Annotated in this window: 18 protein-coding genes and 1 pseudogene; 5 read left to right on the forward strand and 14 right to left on the reverse strand. The window is 64.7% G+C overall.

The genetic code is table 11. The annotated features are described in order from the left end of the window. Positions 1-7: 7 nt before the first annotated feature. From P9239_RS18080 to mgrA, 12 genes are all read right to left on the reverse strand, one after another. Complete coding sequence (locus tag P9239_RS18080) at positions 8-1,027, reverse strand: XdhC family protein (RefSeq protein WP_309753311.1); 1,020 nt, start codon at positions 1,025-1,027, stop codon at positions 8-10. Next, entirely contained in the window at positions 1,000-1,551 is a 552-nt protein-coding gene (locus P9239_RS18085; protein WP_309753313.1) for a carbon monoxide dehydrogenase subunit G, read from the reverse strand. The genes P9239_RS18080 and P9239_RS18085 overlap by 28 nt, the downstream gene beginning before the upstream one ends. Beyond that, on the reverse strand, positions 1,542-2,774 hold the full coding sequence (locus P9239_RS18090; protein WP_309753314.1) for a VWA domain-containing protein: 1,233 nt from the start codon (positions 2,772-2,774) through the stop codon (positions 1,542-1,544). The genes P9239_RS18085 and P9239_RS18090 overlap by 10 nt, the downstream gene beginning before the upstream one ends. Then, positions 2,750-3,646: a MoxR family ATPase gene (locus P9239_RS18095; RefSeq protein ID WP_309753316.1), complete on the reverse strand. Its 897-nt coding sequence runs from the start codon at positions 3,644-3,646 to the stop codon at positions 2,750-2,752. Before P9239_RS18095 ends, P9239_RS18090 begins: the two co-directional genes overlap by 25 nt. Then, entirely contained in the window at positions 3,646-4,452 is an 807-nt protein-coding gene (locus P9239_RS18100; protein ID WP_309753318.1) for a xanthine dehydrogenase family protein subunit M, read from the reverse strand. The genes P9239_RS18095 and P9239_RS18100 overlap by 1 nt, the downstream gene beginning before the upstream one ends. 11 nt (positions 4,453-4,463) lie before the next feature. Next, positions 4,464-6,863, reverse strand: a complete 2,400-nt coding sequence (locus P9239_RS18105; protein WP_309753321.1) for a xanthine dehydrogenase family protein molybdopterin-binding subunit — start codon at positions 6,861-6,863, stop codon at positions 4,464-4,466. Between the two features lie 52 nt (positions 6,864-6,915). Next, positions 6,916-7,392, reverse strand: coding sequence for a 2Fe-2S iron-sulfur cluster-binding protein (locus P9239_RS18110; RefSeq protein WP_309753323.1), 477 nt, complete (start codon positions 7,390-7,392; stop codon positions 6,916-6,918). Positions 7,393-7,691: 299 nt separating this feature from the next. Next, positions 7,692-9,134, reverse strand: a complete 1,443-nt coding sequence (locus P9239_RS18115; RefSeq protein WP_309753325.1) for an amino acid permease — start codon at positions 9,132-9,134, stop codon at positions 7,692-7,694. Positions 9,135-9,274: 140 nt separating this feature from the next. Further along, entirely contained in the window at positions 9,275-9,931 is a 657-nt protein-coding gene (gene rqpR / locus P9239_RS18120; protein WP_309753327.1) for a response regulator transcription factor RqpR, read from the reverse strand. An 8-nt stretch (positions 9,932-9,939) separates the two neighbouring features. Further along, a complete protein-coding gene (locus P9239_RS18125; RefSeq protein WP_309753329.1) occupies positions 9,940-10,785 on the reverse strand; it encodes an ATP-binding protein in 846 nt (281 codons plus the stop codon). Positions 10,786-11,107: 322 nt separating this feature from the next. Next, entirely contained in the window at positions 11,108-11,878 is a 771-nt protein-coding gene (locus P9239_RS18130) for a ferredoxin--NADP reductase (protein ID WP_175938781.1), read from the reverse strand. A 385-nt stretch (positions 11,879-12,263) separates the two neighbouring features. Beyond that, a complete protein-coding gene (gene mgrA, locus P9239_RS18135; RefSeq protein WP_309753332.1) occupies positions 12,264-13,310 on the reverse strand; it encodes an L-glyceraldehyde 3-phosphate reductase in 1,047 nt (348 codons plus the stop codon). 210 nt (positions 13,311-13,520) lie between these two features. Here mgrA and P9239_RS18140 point away from each other — a divergent pair, with 210 nt between their 5' ends. Continuing rightward, positions 13,521-14,315 carry a mechanosensitive ion channel domain-containing protein gene (locus P9239_RS18140; RefSeq protein ID WP_309753335.1) on the forward strand — a complete coding sequence of 265 codons (795 nt, stop codon included), beginning with the start codon at positions 13,521-13,523 and terminating at the stop codon, positions 14,313-14,315. A 76-nt stretch (positions 14,316-14,391) separates the two neighbouring features. After that, entirely contained in the window at positions 14,392-14,595 is a 204-nt protein-coding gene (locus tag P9239_RS18145) for a DUF3185 family protein (RefSeq protein ID WP_175938776.1), read from the forward strand. Positions 14,596-14,599: 4 nt separating this feature from the next. On the opposite strand, the gene P9239_RS18150 is transcribed toward P9239_RS18145, so the two are convergent. Beyond that, a complete protein-coding gene (locus P9239_RS18150) occupies positions 14,600-15,376 on the reverse strand; it encodes a phytanoyl-CoA dioxygenase family protein (protein ID WP_309753338.1) in 777 nt (258 codons plus the stop codon). 326 nt (positions 15,377-15,702) lie between these two features. Here P9239_RS18150 and P9239_RS18155 point away from each other — a divergent pair, with 326 nt between their 5' ends. Next, positions 15,703-16,053, forward strand: a complete 351-nt coding sequence (locus P9239_RS18155) for a hypothetical protein (protein ID WP_309753340.1) — start codon at positions 15,703-15,705, stop codon at positions 16,051-16,053. A gap of 77 nt (positions 16,054-16,130) precedes the next feature. Here the strand turns inward: P9239_RS18155 and metK are convergent, their stop codons facing one another. Next, on the reverse strand, positions 16,131-17,318 hold the full coding sequence (metK, locus tag P9239_RS18160) for a methionine adenosyltransferase (RefSeq protein ID WP_244847574.1): 1,188 nt from the start codon (positions 17,316-17,318) through the stop codon (positions 16,131-16,133). A gap of 275 nt (positions 17,319-17,593) precedes the next feature. Between metK and P9239_RS18165 the strand changes: the two are divergent. Together P9239_RS18165 and dapF are read left to right on the forward strand one after the other, a co-directional pair. Next, positions 17,594-18,487, forward strand: a pseudogene (locus P9239_RS18165) (lipid A biosynthesis lauroyl acyltransferase); the annotation flags it as partial. A gap of 48 nt (positions 18,488-18,535) precedes the next feature. Then, complete coding sequence (gene dapF / locus P9239_RS18170; protein ID WP_309753344.1) at positions 18,536-19,408, forward strand: diaminopimelate epimerase; 873 nt, start codon at positions 18,536-18,538, stop codon at positions 19,406-19,408.

A 19,408-nucleotide genomic window follows, 5' to 3' on the forward strand; every position in this document is an offset into this window, starting at 1 on the left:
GCGGTCATCACACGCCGCAGACTTCGCCCTTGCCGGCGACTTCGCGCGCCGCCTTCGCGCCTTCCACTTGCAGCAGTTCCGGCAGCGACACGCCGTTCTTCGCCGCCGTCACTTCGGCCAATATCGACACGGCGATTTCCGGCGGCGTACGGCTGCCGATATAGATGCCGACCGGCCCGTGCAGCCGCGCGAGTTCGGTGTCGGTCAGATCGAATTCCTTCAGACGCTCGCGCCGCGCCGCGTTATTGCGACGCGAGCCGAGCGCGCCGACATAAAACGCCGGCGTCTTCAACGCTTCCATGAGCGCGAGGTCGTCGAGCTTCGGATCGTGCGTGAGCGCGATCACCGCGCAACGCTCGTCGAGCTTCATGTCCATCACGGTGTCGTCGGGCATGGTGCGCACGATGGTCGTGCCGGGCACGTCCCACTCGTCGGTGTATTCCTCGCGCGGATCGCACACGGTCACCTGATAATCGAGGCCGACGGCGATGCTGCACAGATAGCGCGACAACTGTCCCGCGCCGATCACGAGCATCCGGTAGCGCGGACCGTGAATGGTCAGGAGCTTCGCGCCGTCGAAGAGCACGCCGTCGGTGGCCTGCGCCGGTTCGAGGCGCGCCGCGCCCGTCGCCATGTCGAGCGTGCGCGCGACGAGCCGCCCGCTTTCCACCGCCGCGCACAGTTGCGCGATGCCGCTCTCGCGCGTGAGCGGCTCCAGCACGAGCTGGATGGTGCCGCCGCACGGCAGGCCGAAGCGATGCGCCTCCTCCGCGCTGATGCCGTATTTCACCGCTTCCGGCCTCGTCTGCTCGATACCCCGCTGCCGCACGCGGTCGATCAGATCGTCTTCGATGCAGCCGCCCGACACCGAGCCGACCACATGGCCGTCGTCGCGCACCGCGAGCATGGCGCCTTCGGGCCGGGGCGACGAGCCCCACGTCTTCACGACCGTGACCAGCAGCGCGCGATGCCCTTCTTCGAGCCATCGCGCGCTGTTTTTCAGGACTTCGAGATCCACGCTGTCCATGATTTCTTTCCTTTCTCTTCCTTGTCGGCGTCAGCCGGTTCCTCCGCGACGCCGTTCTGTTCTTGCTGCGCTTCGCCCGCGCCCTGCAACTTCGCGCCGAATCGCTTGAAGAACTCACCCGCGATCTTACGCGCTGCGCCGTCCACGAGCCGCGAGCCGATCTGCGCGAGCTTGCCGCCCACCTGCGCGTGCGCGCTGTAGGTGAGCTTCGTGGTGTCCGCGTCCTCGCCCGGTTCGAGGTTCACCTTGGCCATGCCCTTGCTGAAGCCCGCCGCGCCGCCCTGTCCTTCGAAGACGATCGTATAGGTATGCGGCGCGTCGATATCCGTCAGTTCCATGCGTCCCTTGAAGCGTGCCTTCACCGGGCCGACGGCGGCAGTCATCCCGACGGCATAGGCATTTTCGCCGTCCGCTTCGATGCTGTCGCAGCCCGGAATGCAGGCTTTGAGGATCGCCGTGTCGTTGAGCGCCTCCCACGCGCGATTTTGCGGCACCGGCAAGGTATGCGTTTCGGTCAGTTCCATTGCGTGTGTCCTCCTGGCATTCGGGGCGCGCCGCGCGCGGAAAGCGCGGCCATTTCCCGTCCGACAGCGGCCAGGCTGTCGAGGTTGTGGGCCGCGAGCATCGCATCGACGTGCGGCAGGATCGCGCGCACGCCGCGTGCGCGAGGCGTGAAGCCGGAAAATCGCAACAGCGGATTGAGCCACACGAGCCGATGCGCGAAGCGCCTGAGCCGCGCCATCTCGGCATCGAGCACGTCGATGGCCTCGTGATCCAGCCCGTCGGTCACTAAGAGCACGGTCGCGCGGCCCGCGAGCACGCGACGCGCCCAGCGCCGGTTGAATTCCGCGAGCGCCGCGCCGATGCGCGTGCCGCCCGACCAGTCCGCGACCTGTTCGCCGAGCGCGGTCACCGCGACATCCGGATCGCGCTCGCGCAACGCGCGCGTCGCGTTCGTCAGCCGCGTGCCGAACAGGAACACCTGCAAGCGTTCGCGCGATTGCAAAAGCGCGTGACAGTAGTACAGCACGGCGCGCGAATACGCGCTCATCGAACCGGAAATGTCGAGCAGCAGAACGAGCGGCGGCCTGCGTTCCACTGCCGCGCGATACTTCCACACGGTCCAGTCGCCGCCCGCGCGGACGGCCTGCCGCGCGCTCGCGCGCAAGTCCGCGTGCGTGCCGCGCGACGCCGCTTTCAGCCGGCGCGTCGGCTCGGTCGCGAGCGGCAGCCGATGCGCGCGAATCTGATGCCGCAGCGCGCGCCACTCGTCGGCGGTGAGCGTGTCGAAATCGCGATGACTCAGCCGTTCCTGCGCGCTGAACGACAGCCGCGCGTGGGTTTCTTCGGCCTGCGTTTCGGGCTGCGGCGTGTCGCGCATGTCGCGCGTGTCGGTGCGCGTGGCGAGCGCATCGGCGAGACGGTTGTTGCGCTTCGGCGGCGGCGCGGCGCTTTGAATCTTCGGCAGGAGCAGCGCGCGCAGCTTGCTTTCCCAATCCGGATCGCGCCAGAAGAGATCGAACGCCGAATCGAAGATGTCGCGCTCGTCGCTCGCATGAACCAGCAGGCACGCGAGCGCCGCGCGCACGTCGTCACGCCGGCCGAGGTCGATGAAGCGCAGCGCTTCGAGCGCATCGACCGCCTGCGCCGGCGACATGCCGAGGCCCGCGCCGCGCAGCAAGCGCACGAAATGGACGACGTTGCGCGCGAACGGTTCCACGGTCACGCCCGCGCCGCCGAGAGACATTGCGCGAGCGTCGCGGCGTCCATGCGCGCGAGATCGTCCTGATACTTGAGCAGCACGCCGAGCGTGTCCTGCACCGATTGCGGATCGAGTTCGGAGACCGACAACGCCGCGAGCGCGCGACACCAGTCGATCGTCTCCGCGACGCCCGGCGCCTTGAACAGGTCCATCGTCCGCAACTGATGGACGAACGCGACGGCCCGCGCCTGCAACGCCGCGCCCGCCTCCGGCGCACGCGCCGCCACGATGTCCAGTTCGACATCGCGCGCCGGATAGCCGATCCATTGATACAGACAGCGGCGCTTCAGCGCATCGTGGACTTCCCGCGTGCGGTTCGACGTCATCACCACGAGCGGCGGTCGCGCCGCGCGCACAGTGCCGTACTCGGGAATCGACACCTGAAAGTCCGACAGCAGTTCCAGAAGAAACGCTTCGAACGGCTCGTCGGCGCGGTCGATTTCATCGATCAACAACACGCGCCTTGCATCCGCGTTCGCGGGATCGGGCAACAGCGCCTGCAACAGCGGCCGCTTCAGCAAAAACTCGCCGCGATACAGCGAATCGTTGGACGGCGTTTCGCCCGCGGCTTCCGCGAGCCGCAGCGCCATGATCTGACGCGGATAGTCCCATTCGTACAGCGCGCTCGCCGTGTCGAGCCCTTCGTAGCATTGCAGACGCAAAAGCGTCGTGCCGCACAAGCCCGCCGCCGCCTTCGCCAGTTCCGTCTTGCCGACGCCCGGCTCGCCTTCCAGAAAGAGCGGACGCTGCATCTTCAATGCGAGAAAAAGCGCCGTCGCCAGTTCGCGGCTCGCGAAGTACTGCTGCTCGCGCAGGCGCGCGAGCGTGTCGTCGATGGAAGCGGGTTCGTCGAACATCACGCCGAAAACGACAGCGCGCGTTCGATGGCGCGGCCCGCGAGCACCGGAATCAGATGCGCGCGGTAGGCGGCGCTCGCGTGCATGTCGTCGTTGAGTCCGTCGGCGGGAATCGTCACGCTGCGCGCGGCCGACACCGAAAAGTCCTTCGACAACGCCGCTTCCAGTTCGGTCGCCCGGAACGCGGAAGGCGCGGCGCCGGTCACGCCGACGCGCACGCCGTCCGCGTGCTTCGCGACGAACACGCCGACCAGCGCGAAGTGCGACGCGGGATTGCGAAACTTCTCGTAAGCCGCGCGCTCGGCGAGCGGAAACTCGACGGCGGTAATCAGTTCATCCGGTTCGAGCGCGGTCTCGTACATGCCGAGGAAGAAATCGTCGGCGGCGATGCGGCGGCGGTCCGTCACGATCGTCGCGTTCAGCGCGAGCACGGCGGACGGATAGCACGCGGCGGGATCGTCGTTGGCGAGCGAGCCGCCGATGGTCCCGCGCTCACGCACCTGTCTGTCGCCGATGCGGCTCGCCAAGTCGGCCAAGCCCGGCAGCGCGCGTTTGACGTCCGCGTTCGCGCCGACTTGCGCGTGGCACATCGCGCCGCCGATGGTCAGCTTGTCTGCATCCAGCGTGACGGTTTTCATCGACGCGATGCGCGTCACATCCACAAGCGCGGACGGCTGCGCGAGCCGCAGGCGCATGGTCGGCAGCAGGCTCTGGCCGCCCGCGAGATATTTGGCGTCGCCGTTGGCCGCGAGCGCGGCCACCGCCGCCTGCGCCTCGTCCGGCCGTTGATAGTCGAATGCGTACATGTCGGTCTCCGTCAGGCGGTTTCAGCGGTTTGGGCGGTCTGGGCGGAGTGCATCGCGCTCCAGACGCGGTGCGGCGTCGCGGGCATCTGCATGTCCTTGACGCCGAGCGGCGCGAGGGCATCGAGAATCGCGTTGATGACAGCGGGCGGCGAACCGATCGCGCCTGCTTCGCCGCAGCCCTTCACGCCGAGCGGGTTGTGCGTGCACGGCGTGCCTTTCGCGGTCTCGACGGTGAAGCTCGGCAAGTCGATGGCGTGCGGCATCGCGTAATCCATGAACGAGCCGGAAAGCAGCTGGCCGCTGTCCTTGTCATACACGCAGCGCTCCAGCATGGCCTGACCGATGCCCTGCCCCAAGCCGCCGTGCACTTGCCCTTCCACGATCATCGGGTTGATGACGTTGCCGAAGTCGTCCACCGCGGTGAACTTCTGGATGCGCGTTTCGCCGGTGTCGCGGTCCACTTCGACTTCGCACACGTAAGCGCCGGACGGGTACGTGAAGTTCGTCGGATCGTAAAACGCGTTTTCGTTGAGGCCCGGCTCCATGGTTTCGAGCGGGAAGTTGTGCGGCACGTAGGCGGCGAGCGAAACCTCCGCGAAGCTCTTCGTGCGGTCCGTGCCCGCGACGCGAAACACGCCGTTCGAAAACTCGATGTCTTCCGCCGACGCTTCCAGCAAATGCGCGGCGATCTTCTTCGCCTTCGCTTCCACCTTGTCGAGCGCCTTCATGATCGCGGAGCCGCCGACCGAGATCGACCGCGATCCATAGGTGCCCATGCCGAACGGAATGCGGCCGGTGTCGCCGTGAATGACTTCGACGTTCTCGATCGGCACGCCCAGCCGGTCCGCGACCACTTGCGCGAACGTCGTCTCGTGGCCCTGACCGTGGCTGTGCGATCCGGTGAATACGGTGACGGAGCCGGTCGGATGCACGCGCACTTCGCCTGCTTCGAAGAGGCCCGCCCGCGCGCCGAGCGCGCCCGCAATGTTCGACGGCGCGAGCCCGCACGCCTCGATGTAGCACGAATAGCCGATGCCGCGCAGCTTGCCTTCCTTTTCCGACTGCGCGCGACGCTCGGCGAATCCCGCGACGTCCGCGAGTTCGAGCGCGCGGTTCAGGCACGCGTCATAGTCGCCGGTGTCGTAGGTGAGGCCGACCGGCGTCGCGTACGGAAACTCGCGGATGAAGTTGCGTCGGCGCAGTTCGACCGGATCGATATTCAGTTCACGCGCCGCTGTCTCGACGAGCCGTTCGACCACATACGTGGCTTCCGGGCGGCCCGCGCCGCGGTAGGCATCGACAGGAACGGTGTTCGTGAACACGGCCTTCACTTCGGCGTAGATGGCGGGCGTGGCGTACTGACCAGCGAGCAGCGTCGCGTAGAGCACCGTCGGCACCGACGACGCGAACGTCGACAAATACGCGCCCATGTTCGCCGTCGTGTGAACGCGCATCGCGAGGAACTTGCCGTCGTTGTCGAGCGCGAGTTCCGCTTTGGTCACGTGGTCGCGGCCGTGCGCGTCGGAGAGAAACGCTTCGGAACGCTCGGCGGTCCATTTGATCGGACGCCCGACTTTCTTCGATGCCCACGTCAGCGCCACGTCTTCCGGATACAGGAAAATCTTCGAGCCGAAGCCGCCGCCCACGTCCGGCGCGATCACGCGCAGCTTCGATTCCGGCAGCGATAGCACGAAAGCCGCCATCAGCAGACGCTCGACGTGCGGATTCTGATTCGCGACGTAGACCGTGTAGCTGTCGTCGTGCTTCGAATAGCTCGCGTTGACGGCGCGCGGCTCGATGGCGTTCGGCACGAGCCGCTGGTTCACGATATCGAGCGTCGTCACATGCGCGGCCTGCGCGAACGCGGCGTCGGTGCGCGCCTTGTCGCCGTGGCCCCAGTTGTAGCAGACGTTGTTCGGCACGCTGTCGTGCACGAGCGGCTGGCCGGCATCGGCGGCGCTGCCCGTATCGACGATAGCGGGCAGTTCCTCGTAATCGACCTCGATCAGCTCCAGCGCGTCTTTCGCTTCCTTCACCGATTCGGCGACGACGAGCGCCACCTGATCGCCCACGTGCAGCACCTTGTCGTGCGCGATCACAGGATGCGGCGGCTCGTGCATCGGCGAGCCGTCCGTGCTGTGGATCAGCCATCCGCACGGCAAGCCGCCGACGTTTTCGCCCGCGAGATCCTTGCCGGTGAACACGCCGATCACGCCCGACGACGCGAGCGCCTGCTCGGTATTGATGCCGCGAATGCGCGCGTGCGCGTGCGGCGAACGCAGGAACACGCCATAGCTTTGGCGCGGCAGGACGACGTCGTCGGTGTATTGGCCCGCGCCCGTCAGGAAGCGATAGTCTTCTTTGCGCTTGACGCCAGCGCCGATCAGTTTCTGTTGCTCAGGGGCATTCATCGCGATCTCCGTGATAGGCGCGATTCGTGGTGTCGAAAAGGGAACGAGGGAGTCAGGCGCCCGCTTTCATGTTCTGCGTGCCTTCGAGGACCGCCTTCACGATGTTGTGATAGCCCGTGCAGCGGCAGAGATTGCCGTCGAGCTGATCGCGGACTTCTTCCTCGGTGAGATCGGGCGATTCGGCTGCGAGCGCGCTTGCGCTCATCACCATGCCCGGCGTGCAGAAACCGCATTGCAGGCCGTGACATTCCCTGAACGCCGCCTGCATCGGATGAAGCTGGCCGTCTTTCGACATGCCCTCGATGGTCGTCACGCTCATGCCGTCGGCTTGCGCGGCGAGGATGTTGCACGATTTGATCGCGCGGCCGTCGAGATGAACGGTGCACGCGCCGCACTGCGCGGTATCGCAGCCGACGTGCGTGCCGGTCAGCCCGAGGTTTTCGCGGAGAAACTGGACGAGCAGGACATGCGGTTCGACCTTCGCGGTCACGGGTTTGCCGTTGACCGTCAGGCTGATGCTGAGCGTCATTACTGTCTCCTAGTCGACCGCGGCGGGCGTCTCGCTCACCGCGGTCCTTGCACGATTGCAAGGGGATGGACCAGCCTTAACGTCACTCGGGTCACTCGAACGCACGTCACCACGTCTCTACCTGCCCGCGCGTCGCGTCCGGCTGGGATTTCGTGTTATGTGTACGGCGAGTAAAGCACAAAACAGCGGGCGTCGCTATTAGGCGCACGCCCGTGCCGCCCTCGCCGACCGGCGAAAAAAAACGCCGCCCGGAAGGGGCGGCGTTCTGCGCTTTTCGCGCTGATCCATCAGACAAGCAGTCAGTGCGTCACGGTTTCCCGCTTGGCGGACTTCGCGCCCGACGGCTGCGCCTGAACGCGGCCGAGCACGGAATGACGCCGCGAGTAGACGAAGTAAATCACGAGGCCGATCACGAGCCAGACGATAAACGCGATCCACGTGGTCGCTGCGAGATTGAGCATCAGGAAGAGGCACGACGCCACCGCGAGAATCGGCACCACCGGCACGCCCGGGCAGCGGAATGCGCGCGGCAGGTCGGGATGCGTGCGGCGCAGGATCAGCACGGCGATGGACACCATCGAGAACGCGGCGAGCGTGCCGATGTTAATGAGTTCGGCGAGCACGTTGAGCGGCACCAGCGCGCCGATCAGGCCGAAGAAGATGCCGACGAGCCACGTCGTGAAGAACGGCGTCGCGAAACGCGGATGCACGCTCGAGAGCTTCGCGGGCAGCAGTCCGTCACGCGACATCGCATAGATGATGCGCGTCTGGCCGTAGCTCATGACGAGAATCACGGTGAGCATACCGAGCACCGCGCCGAGGTCGATGAAACCGGCCACCCAGTTCTGCCCCGCCACTTGCAGCGCGTACGACACCGGATGCGAGATGTGCGCGAACTGCGCCGCCGGGACGATGCCCGTCACGACCGCCGCCACCGCCACGTACAGCACCGCGCACACGGCGAGCGACGAAATGATGCCGATGGGCAGATCGCGCTTCGGATTCTTTACTTCCTCGGCGGCAGACGACACCGAATCGAAGCCGATGAACGCGAAGAACATGACCGCCGCCGCGCCGAACACGCCCGACCAGCCGTGCGGCATGAACGGATGCCAGTTGTCCGGCTTGACGTGGAACACGCCGACCGCGATCACCAGCAGCACGACCGTGACCTTGATCGCGACCATGACGTTGTTGATGCGGGTGGATTCCTTCACGCCAATCGACAGCAGCCACGTAATGACCATCATCACGAGGAACGCGGGCAGGTTGAAGTATGTGACGTGGTCCGGCAGCGCGCCGGGCGCGGCGGTGAGCGCCGTCGGCAGGCTGATGCCGAAGCCCGACAACAGCGATTGCAGATAACCCGACCATCCGACTGAAACGGCGGACGTCGCGAGTCCGTATTCGAGCATCAAGTCCCAGCCGATGATCCACGCGGCCAACTCGCCGAGCGTCGCATAGGAATAGGTATAGATGGAACCGGCGACCGGAATGGTCGAGGAAAACTCCGCGTAGGCGAGCGCGGCGAAGCAGCAGGCAATCGCCGCGACGATGAACGACACCATGAGCGCCGGGCCGGCCTGCACGGCGCCCGTGCCCGTCAGCACGAAAATGCCGGTGCCGATGATCGCGCCGATGCCGAGAAACGTCAGATCGAGCGCGCCCAGCGTTTTCTTGAGAGACGTGCTGTGCGCGCCGGCCAGCATGTGCTCGATGTTTTTCTTGCGGAACAACGACATTGCAATAAGTCTCCATGCGGCGCTCGCGCGCCCTGCTGCGGGAAAACCCGACATTCTATCGGAGACTCGAGAAATGCCCACAAATTGGGCAAGCGGCGCAGTTCCTGTGCACGTTTATCCTGAACGAGATAAATCGGCGCTCAGCACGCGATGGCCGGATTCATGTCCACGAGACGGTTGGAGAGGACGTAGAACGTGAGTTCGGCGTTGTTTGCGAGCTTCATCTTGTCCAGCAAGCGCGTGCGATAAACGCTGACCGTCTTTACCGACAACGACAGGGCGTTCGCGATATCGGTCAGCCGCTTGCCCGATGCGAGCATGCACAGTGTCTGGAATTCGCGGTCGGAAAGGTTCTCGTGCGGCATGCGTTCGCTGTCCAGCGAAACGTAGCTTGCCAGCGCCTCGGCCATTTCGGAGCTGACGTACTTGCGGCCAGCGGCGACTTGCTGAACCGCGCGGATCATCAGCGCCGGGTCCGCCGTTTTCGACAGGTAGCCAGACGCGCCGGCCTTCAGCGCGCGCACCGCGTACTGATCTTCGCGATACATCGAAAACATCAGGACCGGCAGACGCGGCGTGTCGCGCTTCAGGCGCTTGAGCACGTCAAGACCGTTCGTGTCCGGCAGCGAGATGTCGAGGAGCGCGACGTCGAAAGCGACACGCGCGGCGAGCGCCAGGGCCTGCGCGCCCGTGTCGGCTTCGCTCGCTTCTGACGCCACGCCGCGTTCCAGCAGCAATTGCGCGACGCCTCGCCGCACGATGGCGTGATCGTCGGCGAGAAGAATCTTGAGCGTCATGAATGCGCTCAGTCGTTGACCGCACGCAGCGCGGCGCGCGGCGTCGCGGTCAACGGCAGGCGGGCGCGCACGCACGTGCCGCCCGTGCTCGATGCCGCCACGCGCAGCGCGCCGCCGAAGGCTTCGCAGCGCGTGCGCATACTCGCGAGCCCGAGCCGCCCGGACTTGCGGCGCGCGGCTGGCGTGATGCCGATGCCGTCGTCTTCCACGACGAGTGTGACGGCCTCGTCATCCGCCGTTAGCGTGACGTTTGCGCGTGTCGCGTGCGCATGCCGCGCCACATTGCCGAGCGACTCCTGCGCGATGCGAAAAAGCGCAACCGCAAGGTTCTGCGGCAGGCGTCGCGCGTAGATTTCAACCGAACAGGATAAATTGACGACAAGACCCGCGCGCGCGCCGAAGCTCGCGAGCCATTCGGCGAGCGCGGCAGCGAGGCCGTCTTCCAAAGACGGCGCATGTAGCCCTTCCACGATCCTGTGATTTGTCGCGGCGACTTCGGCGAGACACTCCCGCGCGTGGCGCAAGGCTTCGGCGCACGCGGCGGGGGCATCGGCTGGAAGGAGGAATTCTGCGCGCGCAATCGCGATGTTTGCCGCAGTGAGAATCGCGCCCGCTTCGTCGTGCAGATCGCCGGCGAGATGGCGGCGGGCTCGCTCGTCGGCGGCGCCGGCCTGCGCCGCGAGGTCGCGCAGGCGGGCGCGCAAACGCTGGTTCTCGCGATCGCCTCGCAGCTTCGCGTCGATCAGAGCGGAGAACGGTGAGCCGGGCGCGTCCGGCGTCGGTGACGAAACGCCGCGCAAGCTGGCGCGGGACGGTGCGCGCTCATCCAGCGCGATCACGGCCGACGGATTCATTCTTTCCTCGCTTTGAGCGCAACTTGCGCTACGTCCTCGGCGGCATCACGAGTCGGCGTAACTAAATTTACACTCTGTAACATCGAAGACGGACGAAGCGCGTTGCGCGCATCGCCTCAGGGTGATCGCATCATATCTCAAAAATATGATGAGTCCATGTCGGACAAGGCGATGGCGTGCAAACTTCATGTGAGTTAGCAACAGCGGCGTGGCAAATCGGCAGGAAGGACGCCTGCGCGACATGTAACAGTCCGCCGGCGCGCCAGCGAAAAAAAAGCCGGAGCAAACGCTCCGGCTTCCTGTACGACGACGACTTCGATAATCAGCCGACGAACGCTTTTTCCACGACGTAATGTCCCGGATGGTTGTTGCTGCCTTCCTGGAATCCCAGCGAGTCGAGCAACTGGCGCGTGTCGCGCAGCATGTGCGGGCTGCCGCAGAGCATCACACGGTCGTTTTCGATCGAGAACGGCTCCACCGACAGATCCGAGAACAGCTTCTTCGTCTCGATCAGGTCCGTGATGCGGCCGCGGTTCGCGAATTCTTCGCGCGTCACGGTCGGATAATAGACGAGCTTCTCCGACACGATTTCGCCGATGTGCTCGTGCGCCGGCAGATGCTCGGTGATGAAGTCCTTGTACGCGAGTTCATCGACGAAACGGCACGTGTGCGTCAGCACGATCTTCTCGTAGCGGTCGTACACGTCCGGGTCCTTGATGATCGACATGAACGGCGCGAGCCCCGTGCCCGTGGAGAGCAGCCACAGCGTCTTGCCGGGCAGCAGGTTGTCCGCGACGAGCGTGCCGGTCGGCTTCTTGCCGATCAGCACGGAATCGCCGACCTTCAAGTGCTGCAGACGCGAGGTCAGCGGGCCGTCCGGCACCTTGATGCTCAGAAATTCCAGATGCTCTTCGTAGTTCGCGCTCGCGAGGCTGTACGCGCGCAGGAGCGGCTTGCCGTCGACTTCGAGGCCCACCATCGTGAACTGGCCGTTCTCAAAGCGGAACGAGGCGTCGCGGGTGCAGGTGAAACTGAAAAGCGTGTCGGTCCAGTGATGGACGCTCAGAACGGTTTGAGAATTAAGGTTGCTCATGGCTTCTTGGACTAGGCGAAAACGGTGACGCTCACAGGCTGTGCGCCGGAACGCGGGTCGCTGGACGCCGCGCGAACGGACAAATCGCCACGTTCGTCGAGCTTTCGGCTGAGTGCAGCGTGTCTGCGGCAGGCCCGCGCCCGCAGCGTTGAGCCGGGCGTTGCAAGGGCGCAATCGCTCATTTTAACGCGATAGCCGCCGGGCGTCCTCGGGCCGGTTCGCCAGCAGCGCGTGACCATCCGCCACGCGCCGCCGAACGCGCCCGCTGCCGCTCGCTGCCGGCAAGCAGCGATTGCACCGCGAGCCCGGATGATAGCAACCGAAGCCGCGCCGCTTCCGAATCACCCTGCTGACGGAAGGCAGCGCAGCGCGCGGGCGCGGCGCTTCAGATGCGCTGATCCGTCGACGGCTTTTCCCACAGATTGATGCCGCCTTCCTGCGCGTACCGGTCGATTTCGGCGAGTTCTTCCTGGCTGAACTCCAGATTACTCAACGCACCGACGTTCTCCGTGACTTGCTCCGCGCGGCTCGCGCCGATCAGCACCGAGGTCACGCGCCCGCCGCGCAACGCCCACGAAAGCGCCATCTGCGCGAGGCTTTGGCCGCGCCGCTGCGCCAGTTCGTTCAGCTTGCGCACGTGCTCCAGATTCTCCTGGCTCAAGTGTTCCTGCTTGAGTGATCCGCCGCCCGGCTTGTTGACGCGCGCATCCTGCGGCACGCCGTTCAGATACTTGCTCGTGAGCAGCCCTTGCGCGAGCGGCGTGAACGCGATGCTGCCCGCGCCGATGTCGTCGAGCGTATCGAGCAGTTCTTCTTCGATCCAGCGGTTCAGCATGTTGTACGACGGCTGATGGATCAAGAGCGGCACTTTGTGCTCTGCCAGCAGCCTCGCCATTTCGCGCGTCTTGGCCGCCGAGTACGACGAGATGCCGACATACAGCGCCTTGCCCGAATGCACGGCCGTCGCGAGCGCGCCGGCGGTCTCTTCGAGCGGCGTATCGGCGTCGAAGCGATGCGAGTAGAAAATGTCGACGTAATCCAGGCCCATGCGCTTCAGGCTCTGATCGAGGCTCGCCAGCACGTATTTGCGCGAACCGCCGCCCTGCCCGTACGGACCCGGCCACATGTCCCAGCCGGCTTTCGTCGAGATCAGCAGTTCATCGCGATACGGCTTGAAGTCGTCCTTGAAGAGACGCCCGAAGTTGGTTTCCGCGCTGCCGTACGGCGGGCCGTAATTGTTCGCCAAATCGAAATGCGTGACGCCGAGGTCGAATGCGGTGCGCAGAATGTCGCGCTGCGTCGAAATAGGCGTGGTGTCGCCGAAGTTGTGCCAAAGACCGAGCGACAGAGCCGGCAGCTTGAGGCCGCTCTTGCCGCACGTGCGGTATTGCATCTGCGAGGAGTAACGCTCGGATGCTGCTTCGTAAGCCATGACGGTTTTCCTTTTCGAGTGACGGAATTGGACTAACTTTGACAATCGTGAAGACGGTGGAAGTACGCCGCTGCACTATGCTCGCGCATCGACCAAAGCCGTTCATGTTAAGCCAATCGGCGGCGGCGCGAGTGCCGCGCACGTGCATCCCGATATCCGGGAACGCCTGCGCGCCGCCCCGTCAACGACACATCGCAAAAGGAGCATTCAATGAATTCAATCGACAAATTGCGCCCCGCCTACGACTTCATGCTCACGCTTGGGCTGACCTACGGCGTCAACATCCTGATGGCGATTCTGATCGTCGCCGTCGGCTGGTGGATTTCGAACATCGTCGCGAACGCGCTGCGGCGTACGCTCAACCGCACGAACGTCGATGCCACGCTCACGCCGGTGCTCGCCAGTCTCGTGATGTGGGCGATCCGCGTGGTCGCCATCGTCGCGGCGCTCGGCAAGTTCGGCATCGCGGCGGCGAGCATTCTGACCGTGCTTGGCGCGGCGGGGCTTGCCATCGGACTCGCGCTGCAGGGCACGCTGCAGAACATCGCAGCCGGTTTGATGTTGCTGCTGCTGCGGCCGTTCCGCGTGGGCGACTATATCGAAGGAATCGGCGTGACGGCGGGCACGGTCAACGAGATCGGACTCTTCACGACGCGGCTCACGAAGGCCGACGGCGTCGTCATGTACGTGCCGAACAGCATTATCTGGGCGAACCCGGTGACGAACTTCAGCGCGAACGAAAACCGGCGCGTGGTGCTGAATTTTCTCGTGCAGCATGGTCAGGACGTCGAGCGCGTGCTGGCCGAACTGCGCAGACTCGTGACGGGCGATGCGCGCATCGTTCAGGACGGCGCGTCGGCACCGTGGATCGCCGTCACCGATTACACCGATACCGGCGTGAAGTTCAACGTGGGCGTGTGGACGCGCGCAAGCGATCATCCCGGCGTGCAAGCGGACCTGCTGCGTAAGATTCAGCCGCTGACGCGCGTGCCGGTCGCTGCATGACGCTGCCCTGACTGGACGCCTCGCCGCGCGCCTTGTAAGCTGGCGCGCCCTATCTCAGAACCCGCGAGGACACTTCATGACCCGAGCGATTTCTCTTGCGCTGCTCGTCGGCGGCATCGTGCTTCTGTACTTCGGCGGACAGTCGTTTCACTCGCTCAGCAACGACGTCTCGCGCTTCTTCACGGGGTCGCCGACTAACAAGACGATCTGGCTGATCGCGGGCGGCATCGTCGCGTCGCTCGCGGGGCTGATCGGACTCGCGCTGCCCTCGAAACGCTGAACGATCAGACGAGCGCGACTTCCGGCTTCGACGCCGAACGCGTCGCCGGCAGCGCCGCGTTGCTCGCGCCGTGATAGGTGTACACGAGCGAGAATTTCACCTGATCCGTGAGATTCTTGCCCGCGGAATGCAGCGTGTTGCAGTGAAAGAACACGACATCGCCCTTCGCGAGCGTGGGCGAAACCGCCGTGCGAATCAGCGCCGTGTTTTCCGGCAAATCGGCGCGGAAGAATTTAGCATCGTCGAATCGGTCCGACGTGAACGCGAGCTTGTGCGATCGCGGCACGAACCACAGCGCGCCGTTCTCGACGGTTTCATCGCCGAGCGCAACCCACGCCGAGACCAGGTCGTCGCGCTCGAACGCCCAGTAGCGCACATCGCGATGCCAGCCGGTCAGGCTGCCGTACGCCGGATGCTTCGTCATTACGCAGTTGTGATGCGCGCGCGATAGATACGGCGTCTCGCCGAAATAGAGTTCCATCCAGCCGCGCACTTCCGGCGAAGTCGCGAACTCCGCGAAGAGCGGATGACGCGCGTAAGCGTCGAGAAGCCGCCGCACCGTATGTCCGCCGGGCGCGTGCTTCGATTCAGGCGCGCCCGGATACTTCAGGTCCGCTTCGTATTCGACGGGCGCGGCGGCTTGCGCCAATTGCCGCTGGGCGACTTCTCGCAGCGCATCGCACCGCGCGTCGGACAGGAGTCCTTTTACGATGACGAAGCCCATTTGGCGCAGCTCCTGCACCTGATCGTTCTTCGATTTCAGCGACGTTTGTTCAGACATGTTGGTTCAGCCTCGGCGCGGCCTCGGGATCGCCTCATGTGGCCAGCGCAATACCCGAAATTGGGGCGAAATTGGGCGATGCGGCTATTGTAGTCGGCGCGAGTCGCCCGAGGCGCTTGCGGTCTGGCGCACAGAGCGCGCCATAAAGCGTCTGCTTCAATACTTCGGCAGGGAAAACGCGGACTTACGACAGTCACGCACGTCCGGTAAATTGGCCGCATCGTTTCGGTGCAACTTCGCAGTCGAGGTTGGATCGAAGCCTTGAACGCCAATTTTGAGACGACTATCGTCGAGCTTGCCACCACGCAGACGAACTTATCGCCGACATGAACCACCGAATCGCTAAGGGGCTTCGACGCGCTGCATCGCGTGCCGCGCGGCCCGCCCGGCGCGGCATGATCCGCGCGTTGCGGCATCATTCCGCCCGCACCCAGGCGCTCGCGCCGCAGACCAGCACGGCGCATCCGGCCAATGGCATCCGCTCCTGGTTTCGCGGTTTCTTCCTGAATCTGCGCGCGCGCGCCGCCTCCCGCGACGTCTCGCTGAGAACGCTGCTGCGTCGCCCGATGCAGTTGCGCGCGCCATCGCCCAAGCCGCGCGCCGCCGCGCTGACGAGCCGCCGGCCGCGTCGCACATCGGCAAGCAGCGCGGGCTGGTACGCGTTCGCGGTGCGCTAGAAAGAGACGTTCTCGCCAAAAACGGACGAAAAAAAACGGCAGGCGCAATGCCTGCCGTTTTTCTTTTGCGCTGAAGCTTACGCCACGCGCACCACCGGTTCCGTGCCAGCAGCTTCGGCCAGCAACAGCGCCTTGTCTGCCGCTTCCCACGAGAATTCCGGCTCTTCGCGGCCGAAGTGACCGTACGCCGCCGATTTTTCGTAGATCGGGCGCAGCAGGTCGAGCATCTGAATGATGCCCTTCGGACGCAGATCGAAATGTTCGAGCACGAGCTTGGTGATCTCGGCATCCGACACGCGGCCGGTGCCGAACGTGTTCACCATCACCGAAGTCGGACGCGCGACGCCGATGGCATACGACACCTGAATCAGGCACCGCGATGCCAGACCGGCCGCGACCACGTTCTTCGCGACATAACGGCCCGCGTAAGCGGCCGAGCGGTCCACCTTCGACGGGTCCTTGCCCGAGAACGCGCCGCCGCCGTGCGGCGCCGCGCCGCCGTACGTATCGACGATGATTTTGCGACCCGTCAGACCGCAATCGCCTTGCGGGCCGCCGATCACGAACCGGCCCGTCGGGTTCACCAGGAACTTGATGTCGCCCTTGATGAGTTCCTTCGGCAGCGTCGGCTTGATGACTTCCTCGATCACGGCTTCGCGCAGTTGCGGCAGCTCGATGTCCGGCGCGTGTTGCGTCGAAAGCACGACGGTGTCGATGGAGTGCGGCTTGCCGTCCACGTAGCGCACGGTGACTTGCGACTTCGCGTCCGGACGCAGCCACGGCAGACGGCCGTCACGGCGCAGATTCGCCTGACGCTCGACGAGACGGTGCGACAGGTGGATCGGCAGCGGCATGAGTTCCGGCGTTTCGTCGCACGCGTAACCGAACATGAGGCCCTGGTCGCCCGCGCCTTGATCGAGATTGTCGTCGTGCGCCTTGTTCACGCCTTGCGCGATATCCGGCGATTGCTTGTCATACGCGACGAGCACCGCGCAGCCGCGATAGTCGATGCCGTAGTCCGTGTTGTCGTAGCCGATGCGCTTGATGGTGTCGCGCGCGATCTGGATGTAATCGACGTTCGCAGTGGTCGTGATTTCGCCCGCGAGGACGACGAGACCGGTATTGCAGAGGGTTTCCGCCGCGACGCGCGAGTATTTGTCCTGAGTCAGGATGGCGTCGAGAATGGCGTCGGAGATTTGGTCGGCGACCTTGTCCGGGTGGCCTTCGGAAACGGATTCGGAGGTAAACAGGTAGTCGTTCGACACGCTTCAGACTCCAATTGAGTACGGTTGAGATTCACGTAGCCGACTTCGTTTGGAGTCTGAAGCGGCGACGCTTTAGCGGATGTCCTTTCTCCGTCCTTGACCCCGGTGCACGTGATGCACGCATCTGGCTCAGGCCGGCTTCGCCCCGCAAGTTGTCCATTAACTCGGCGAAGGTCTTATTATACCGGTTTCCCGTGTTTTTACAGAGTCGAACGCTTGTTGTCATTCGTCCCGCGCTTATCCTCCGCTGGTAGCCGCCGCCCGTATGTTCGCGGGAGCACCTCATGTTAGGGCGCATCGGCGTGTCGCTCGCCATTGGCTTTCTGAAGTTTCTCGCGATCATTCCTTACGGCATTACCGCGCGTTTCGGCGACGGCCTCGGCTGGCTGCTGTATCAGATTCCGAGCCGGCGCAAGCGCATCGTGCATACGAATCTCAAACTTTGCTTTCCCGAATGGTCGCCCGAGCGTCGCGAGGAAGTCGCGCAGATGCACTTCCGCCACGCCATTCGCAGTTATGTGGAGCGCAGCGTGCAGTGGTTCGGATCGGCGAAGAAGCTGGAAAAGCTGATCGAAGTGGACAGCGCCGTCGATCTCAGCGATCCCGATCTGCCGCCCACGCTCTTCCTCGGCCTGCACTTCGTCGGCATCGAGGCCGGGTCGATCTTTCTGAACTACTCGCTGCACCGGCAATGCGGATCGTTGTATCAGCCGTTCTCGAATCCGCAGGTCGAAGACATTGCGAAGCGGCAGCGCGCCCGCTTCGGCGCGGACATGGCGAGCCGCGCGGACAGCGCGCGCATCGTGCTTCGCTGGCTGCGCGACCGCAAGCCCGTCATGCTCGGCGCGGACATGGATTACGGCATGCGCAATTCCACCTTCGTGCCGTTCTTCGGCATTCCGACCTGCACGCTGACCGCCGTCGGCCGGCTCGCGAAGACGGGCAAGGCGCAAGTGGTGCCGTTCATCGGCGAAGTGCTGCCGAACTACAAGGGTTATCGGCTGAAGATCTTCGAGCCGTGGGAGAACTACCCGACCGGCGACGACGAAGCCGACGCGCGCCGCATGAACGCTTTTCTCGAAGAGCAGATTCCGCGCATTCCCGAGCAGTATTACTGGGTTCACAAGCGCTTCAAGACGCGGCCGCCGGGCGAGGCGAATTTTTATTGAGCCGCGCGGCGCGAAACGCCGCACCGAGGCTCACATACAATAGCGGCCATGAAACTCAAGTTCACCAAGATGCAGGGCGCGGGCAACGACTTCGTCGTGCTCGACGGCTACACGCAGGCGCTCCATCTGAGCGCCGCGCAGGTTCGCGCGCTCGCCGACCGTCATTTCGGCGTGGGCGCGGATCAACTGCTGCTGGTCGAAAAGCCGACCGTCGATGGCGTCGATTTCAAGTACCGCATCTTTAATTGCGATGGCGGGGAAGTCGAGCATTGCGGCAACGGCGCGCGCTGTTTCGTGAAGTTCGTACGCGATCGCGGGCTGACCGCTGCTTCGACGGTGCGCGTGCAGGTGCAGAAAGGCGTTATCACGCTGACGATGCAGGACAACGGTGAAGTGACCGTCGACATGGGCGCGCCAGTGTTCGATCCGCCGCGCGTGCCGTTCGACGCCAGCGCACTCGACGGGCGCAGCGAGGGCAACGACACGCTCTGGCCGCTCGATATCGACGAAACGACGCGCTGGGTGTCCGTCGTGTCGATGGGCAATCCGCACGCGGTGCAGGTCGTCGACGATGTTGAAGCGTATCCCGTGCTCGCCGAAGGGCCGCTCGTCGAGCGCCACGCGCGCTTTCCCGAGCGCGTCAACGCGGGCTTCATGCAAATCGTCGATTCTCATTCGATCAAACTGCGCGTCTACGAGCGCGGCGCGGGCGAGACGCTCGCCTGCGGCACGGGCGCATGCGCGGCGGTGGCCGCGGGCATCCGGCGCGGTTTGCTCGAATCGCCGGTGCGCGTCGAGACGCACGGCGGCACGCTCACGATCAGCTGGGACGGCGCACGCGACGAATCCGCCGCGCTTTTCATGGCCGGACCCGCCGCGACGGTCTTCGAAGGCGAAATCGAGCTGTCGGACATCGGCTGA

This window comes from Caballeronia sp. LZ062 (assembly GCF_031450785.1).
Lineage (GTDB): Bacteria > Pseudomonadota > Gammaproteobacteria > Burkholderiales > Burkholderiaceae > Caballeronia.

What these genes read in the sequence shown, in the direction of transcription:
- P9239_RS18080 (WP_309753311.1), bottom strand. Translation starts at nt 1,027, where the DNA reads ATGGACAGCGTGGATCTCGAAGTCCTGAAAAACAGCGCGCGATGGCTC.
- P9239_RS18085 (WP_309753313.1), bottom strand. Translation starts at nt 1,551, where the DNA reads ATGGAACTGACCGAAACGCATACCTTGCCGGTGCCGCAAAATCGCGCG.
- P9239_RS18090 (WP_309753314.1), bottom strand. Translation starts at nt 2,774, where the DNA reads ATGTCTCTCGGCGGCGCGGGCGTGACCGTGGAACCGTTCGCGCGCAAC.
- P9239_RS18095 (WP_309753316.1), bottom strand. Translation starts at nt 3,646, where the DNA reads ATGTTCGACGAACCCGCTTCCATCGACGACACGCTCGCGCGCCTGCGC.
- P9239_RS18100 (WP_309753318.1), bottom strand. Translation starts at nt 4,452, where the DNA reads ATGTACGCATTCGACTATCAACGGCCGGACGAGGCGCAGGCGGCGGTG.
- P9239_RS18105 (WP_309753321.1), bottom strand. Translation starts at nt 6,863, where the DNA reads ATGAATGCCCCTGAGCAACAGAAACTGATCGGCGCTGGCGTCAAGCGC.
- P9239_RS18110 (WP_309753323.1), bottom strand. Translation starts at nt 7,392, where the DNA reads ATGACGCTCAGCATCAGCCTGACGGTCAACGGCAAACCCGTGACCGCG.
- P9239_RS18115 (WP_309753325.1), bottom strand. Translation starts at nt 9,134, where the DNA reads ATGTCGTTGTTCCGCAAGAAAAACATCGAGCACATGCTGGCCGGCGCG.
- rqpR (WP_309753327.1), bottom strand. Translation starts at nt 9,931, where the DNA reads ATGACGCTCAAGATTCTTCTCGCCGACGATCACGCCATCGTGCGGCGA.
- P9239_RS18125 (WP_309753329.1), bottom strand. Translation starts at nt 10,785, where the DNA reads ATGAATCCGTCGGCCGTGATCGCGCTGGATGAGCGCGCACCGTCCCGC.
- P9239_RS18130 (WP_175938781.1), bottom strand. Translation starts at nt 11,878, where the DNA reads ATGAGCAACCTTAATTCTCAAACCGTTCTGAGCGTCCATCACTGGACC.
- mgrA (WP_309753332.1), bottom strand. Translation starts at nt 13,310, where the DNA reads ATGGCTTACGAAGCAGCATCCGAGCGTTACTCCTCGCAGATGCAATAC.
- P9239_RS18140 (WP_309753335.1), top strand. Translation starts at nt 13,521, where the DNA reads ATGAATTCAATCGACAAATTGCGCCCCGCCTACGACTTCATGCTCACG.
- P9239_RS18145 (WP_175938776.1), top strand. Translation starts at nt 14,392, where the DNA reads ATGACCCGAGCGATTTCTCTTGCGCTGCTCGTCGGCGGCATCGTGCTT.
- P9239_RS18150 (WP_309753338.1), bottom strand. Translation starts at nt 15,376, where the DNA reads ATGTCTGAACAAACGTCGCTGAAATCGAAGAACGATCAGGTGCAGGAG.
- P9239_RS18155 (WP_309753340.1), top strand. Translation starts at nt 15,703, where the DNA reads ATGAACCACCGAATCGCTAAGGGGCTTCGACGCGCTGCATCGCGTGCC.
- dapF (WP_309753344.1), top strand. Translation starts at nt 18,536, where the DNA reads ATGAAACTCAAGTTCACCAAGATGCAGGGCGCGGGCAACGACTTCGTC.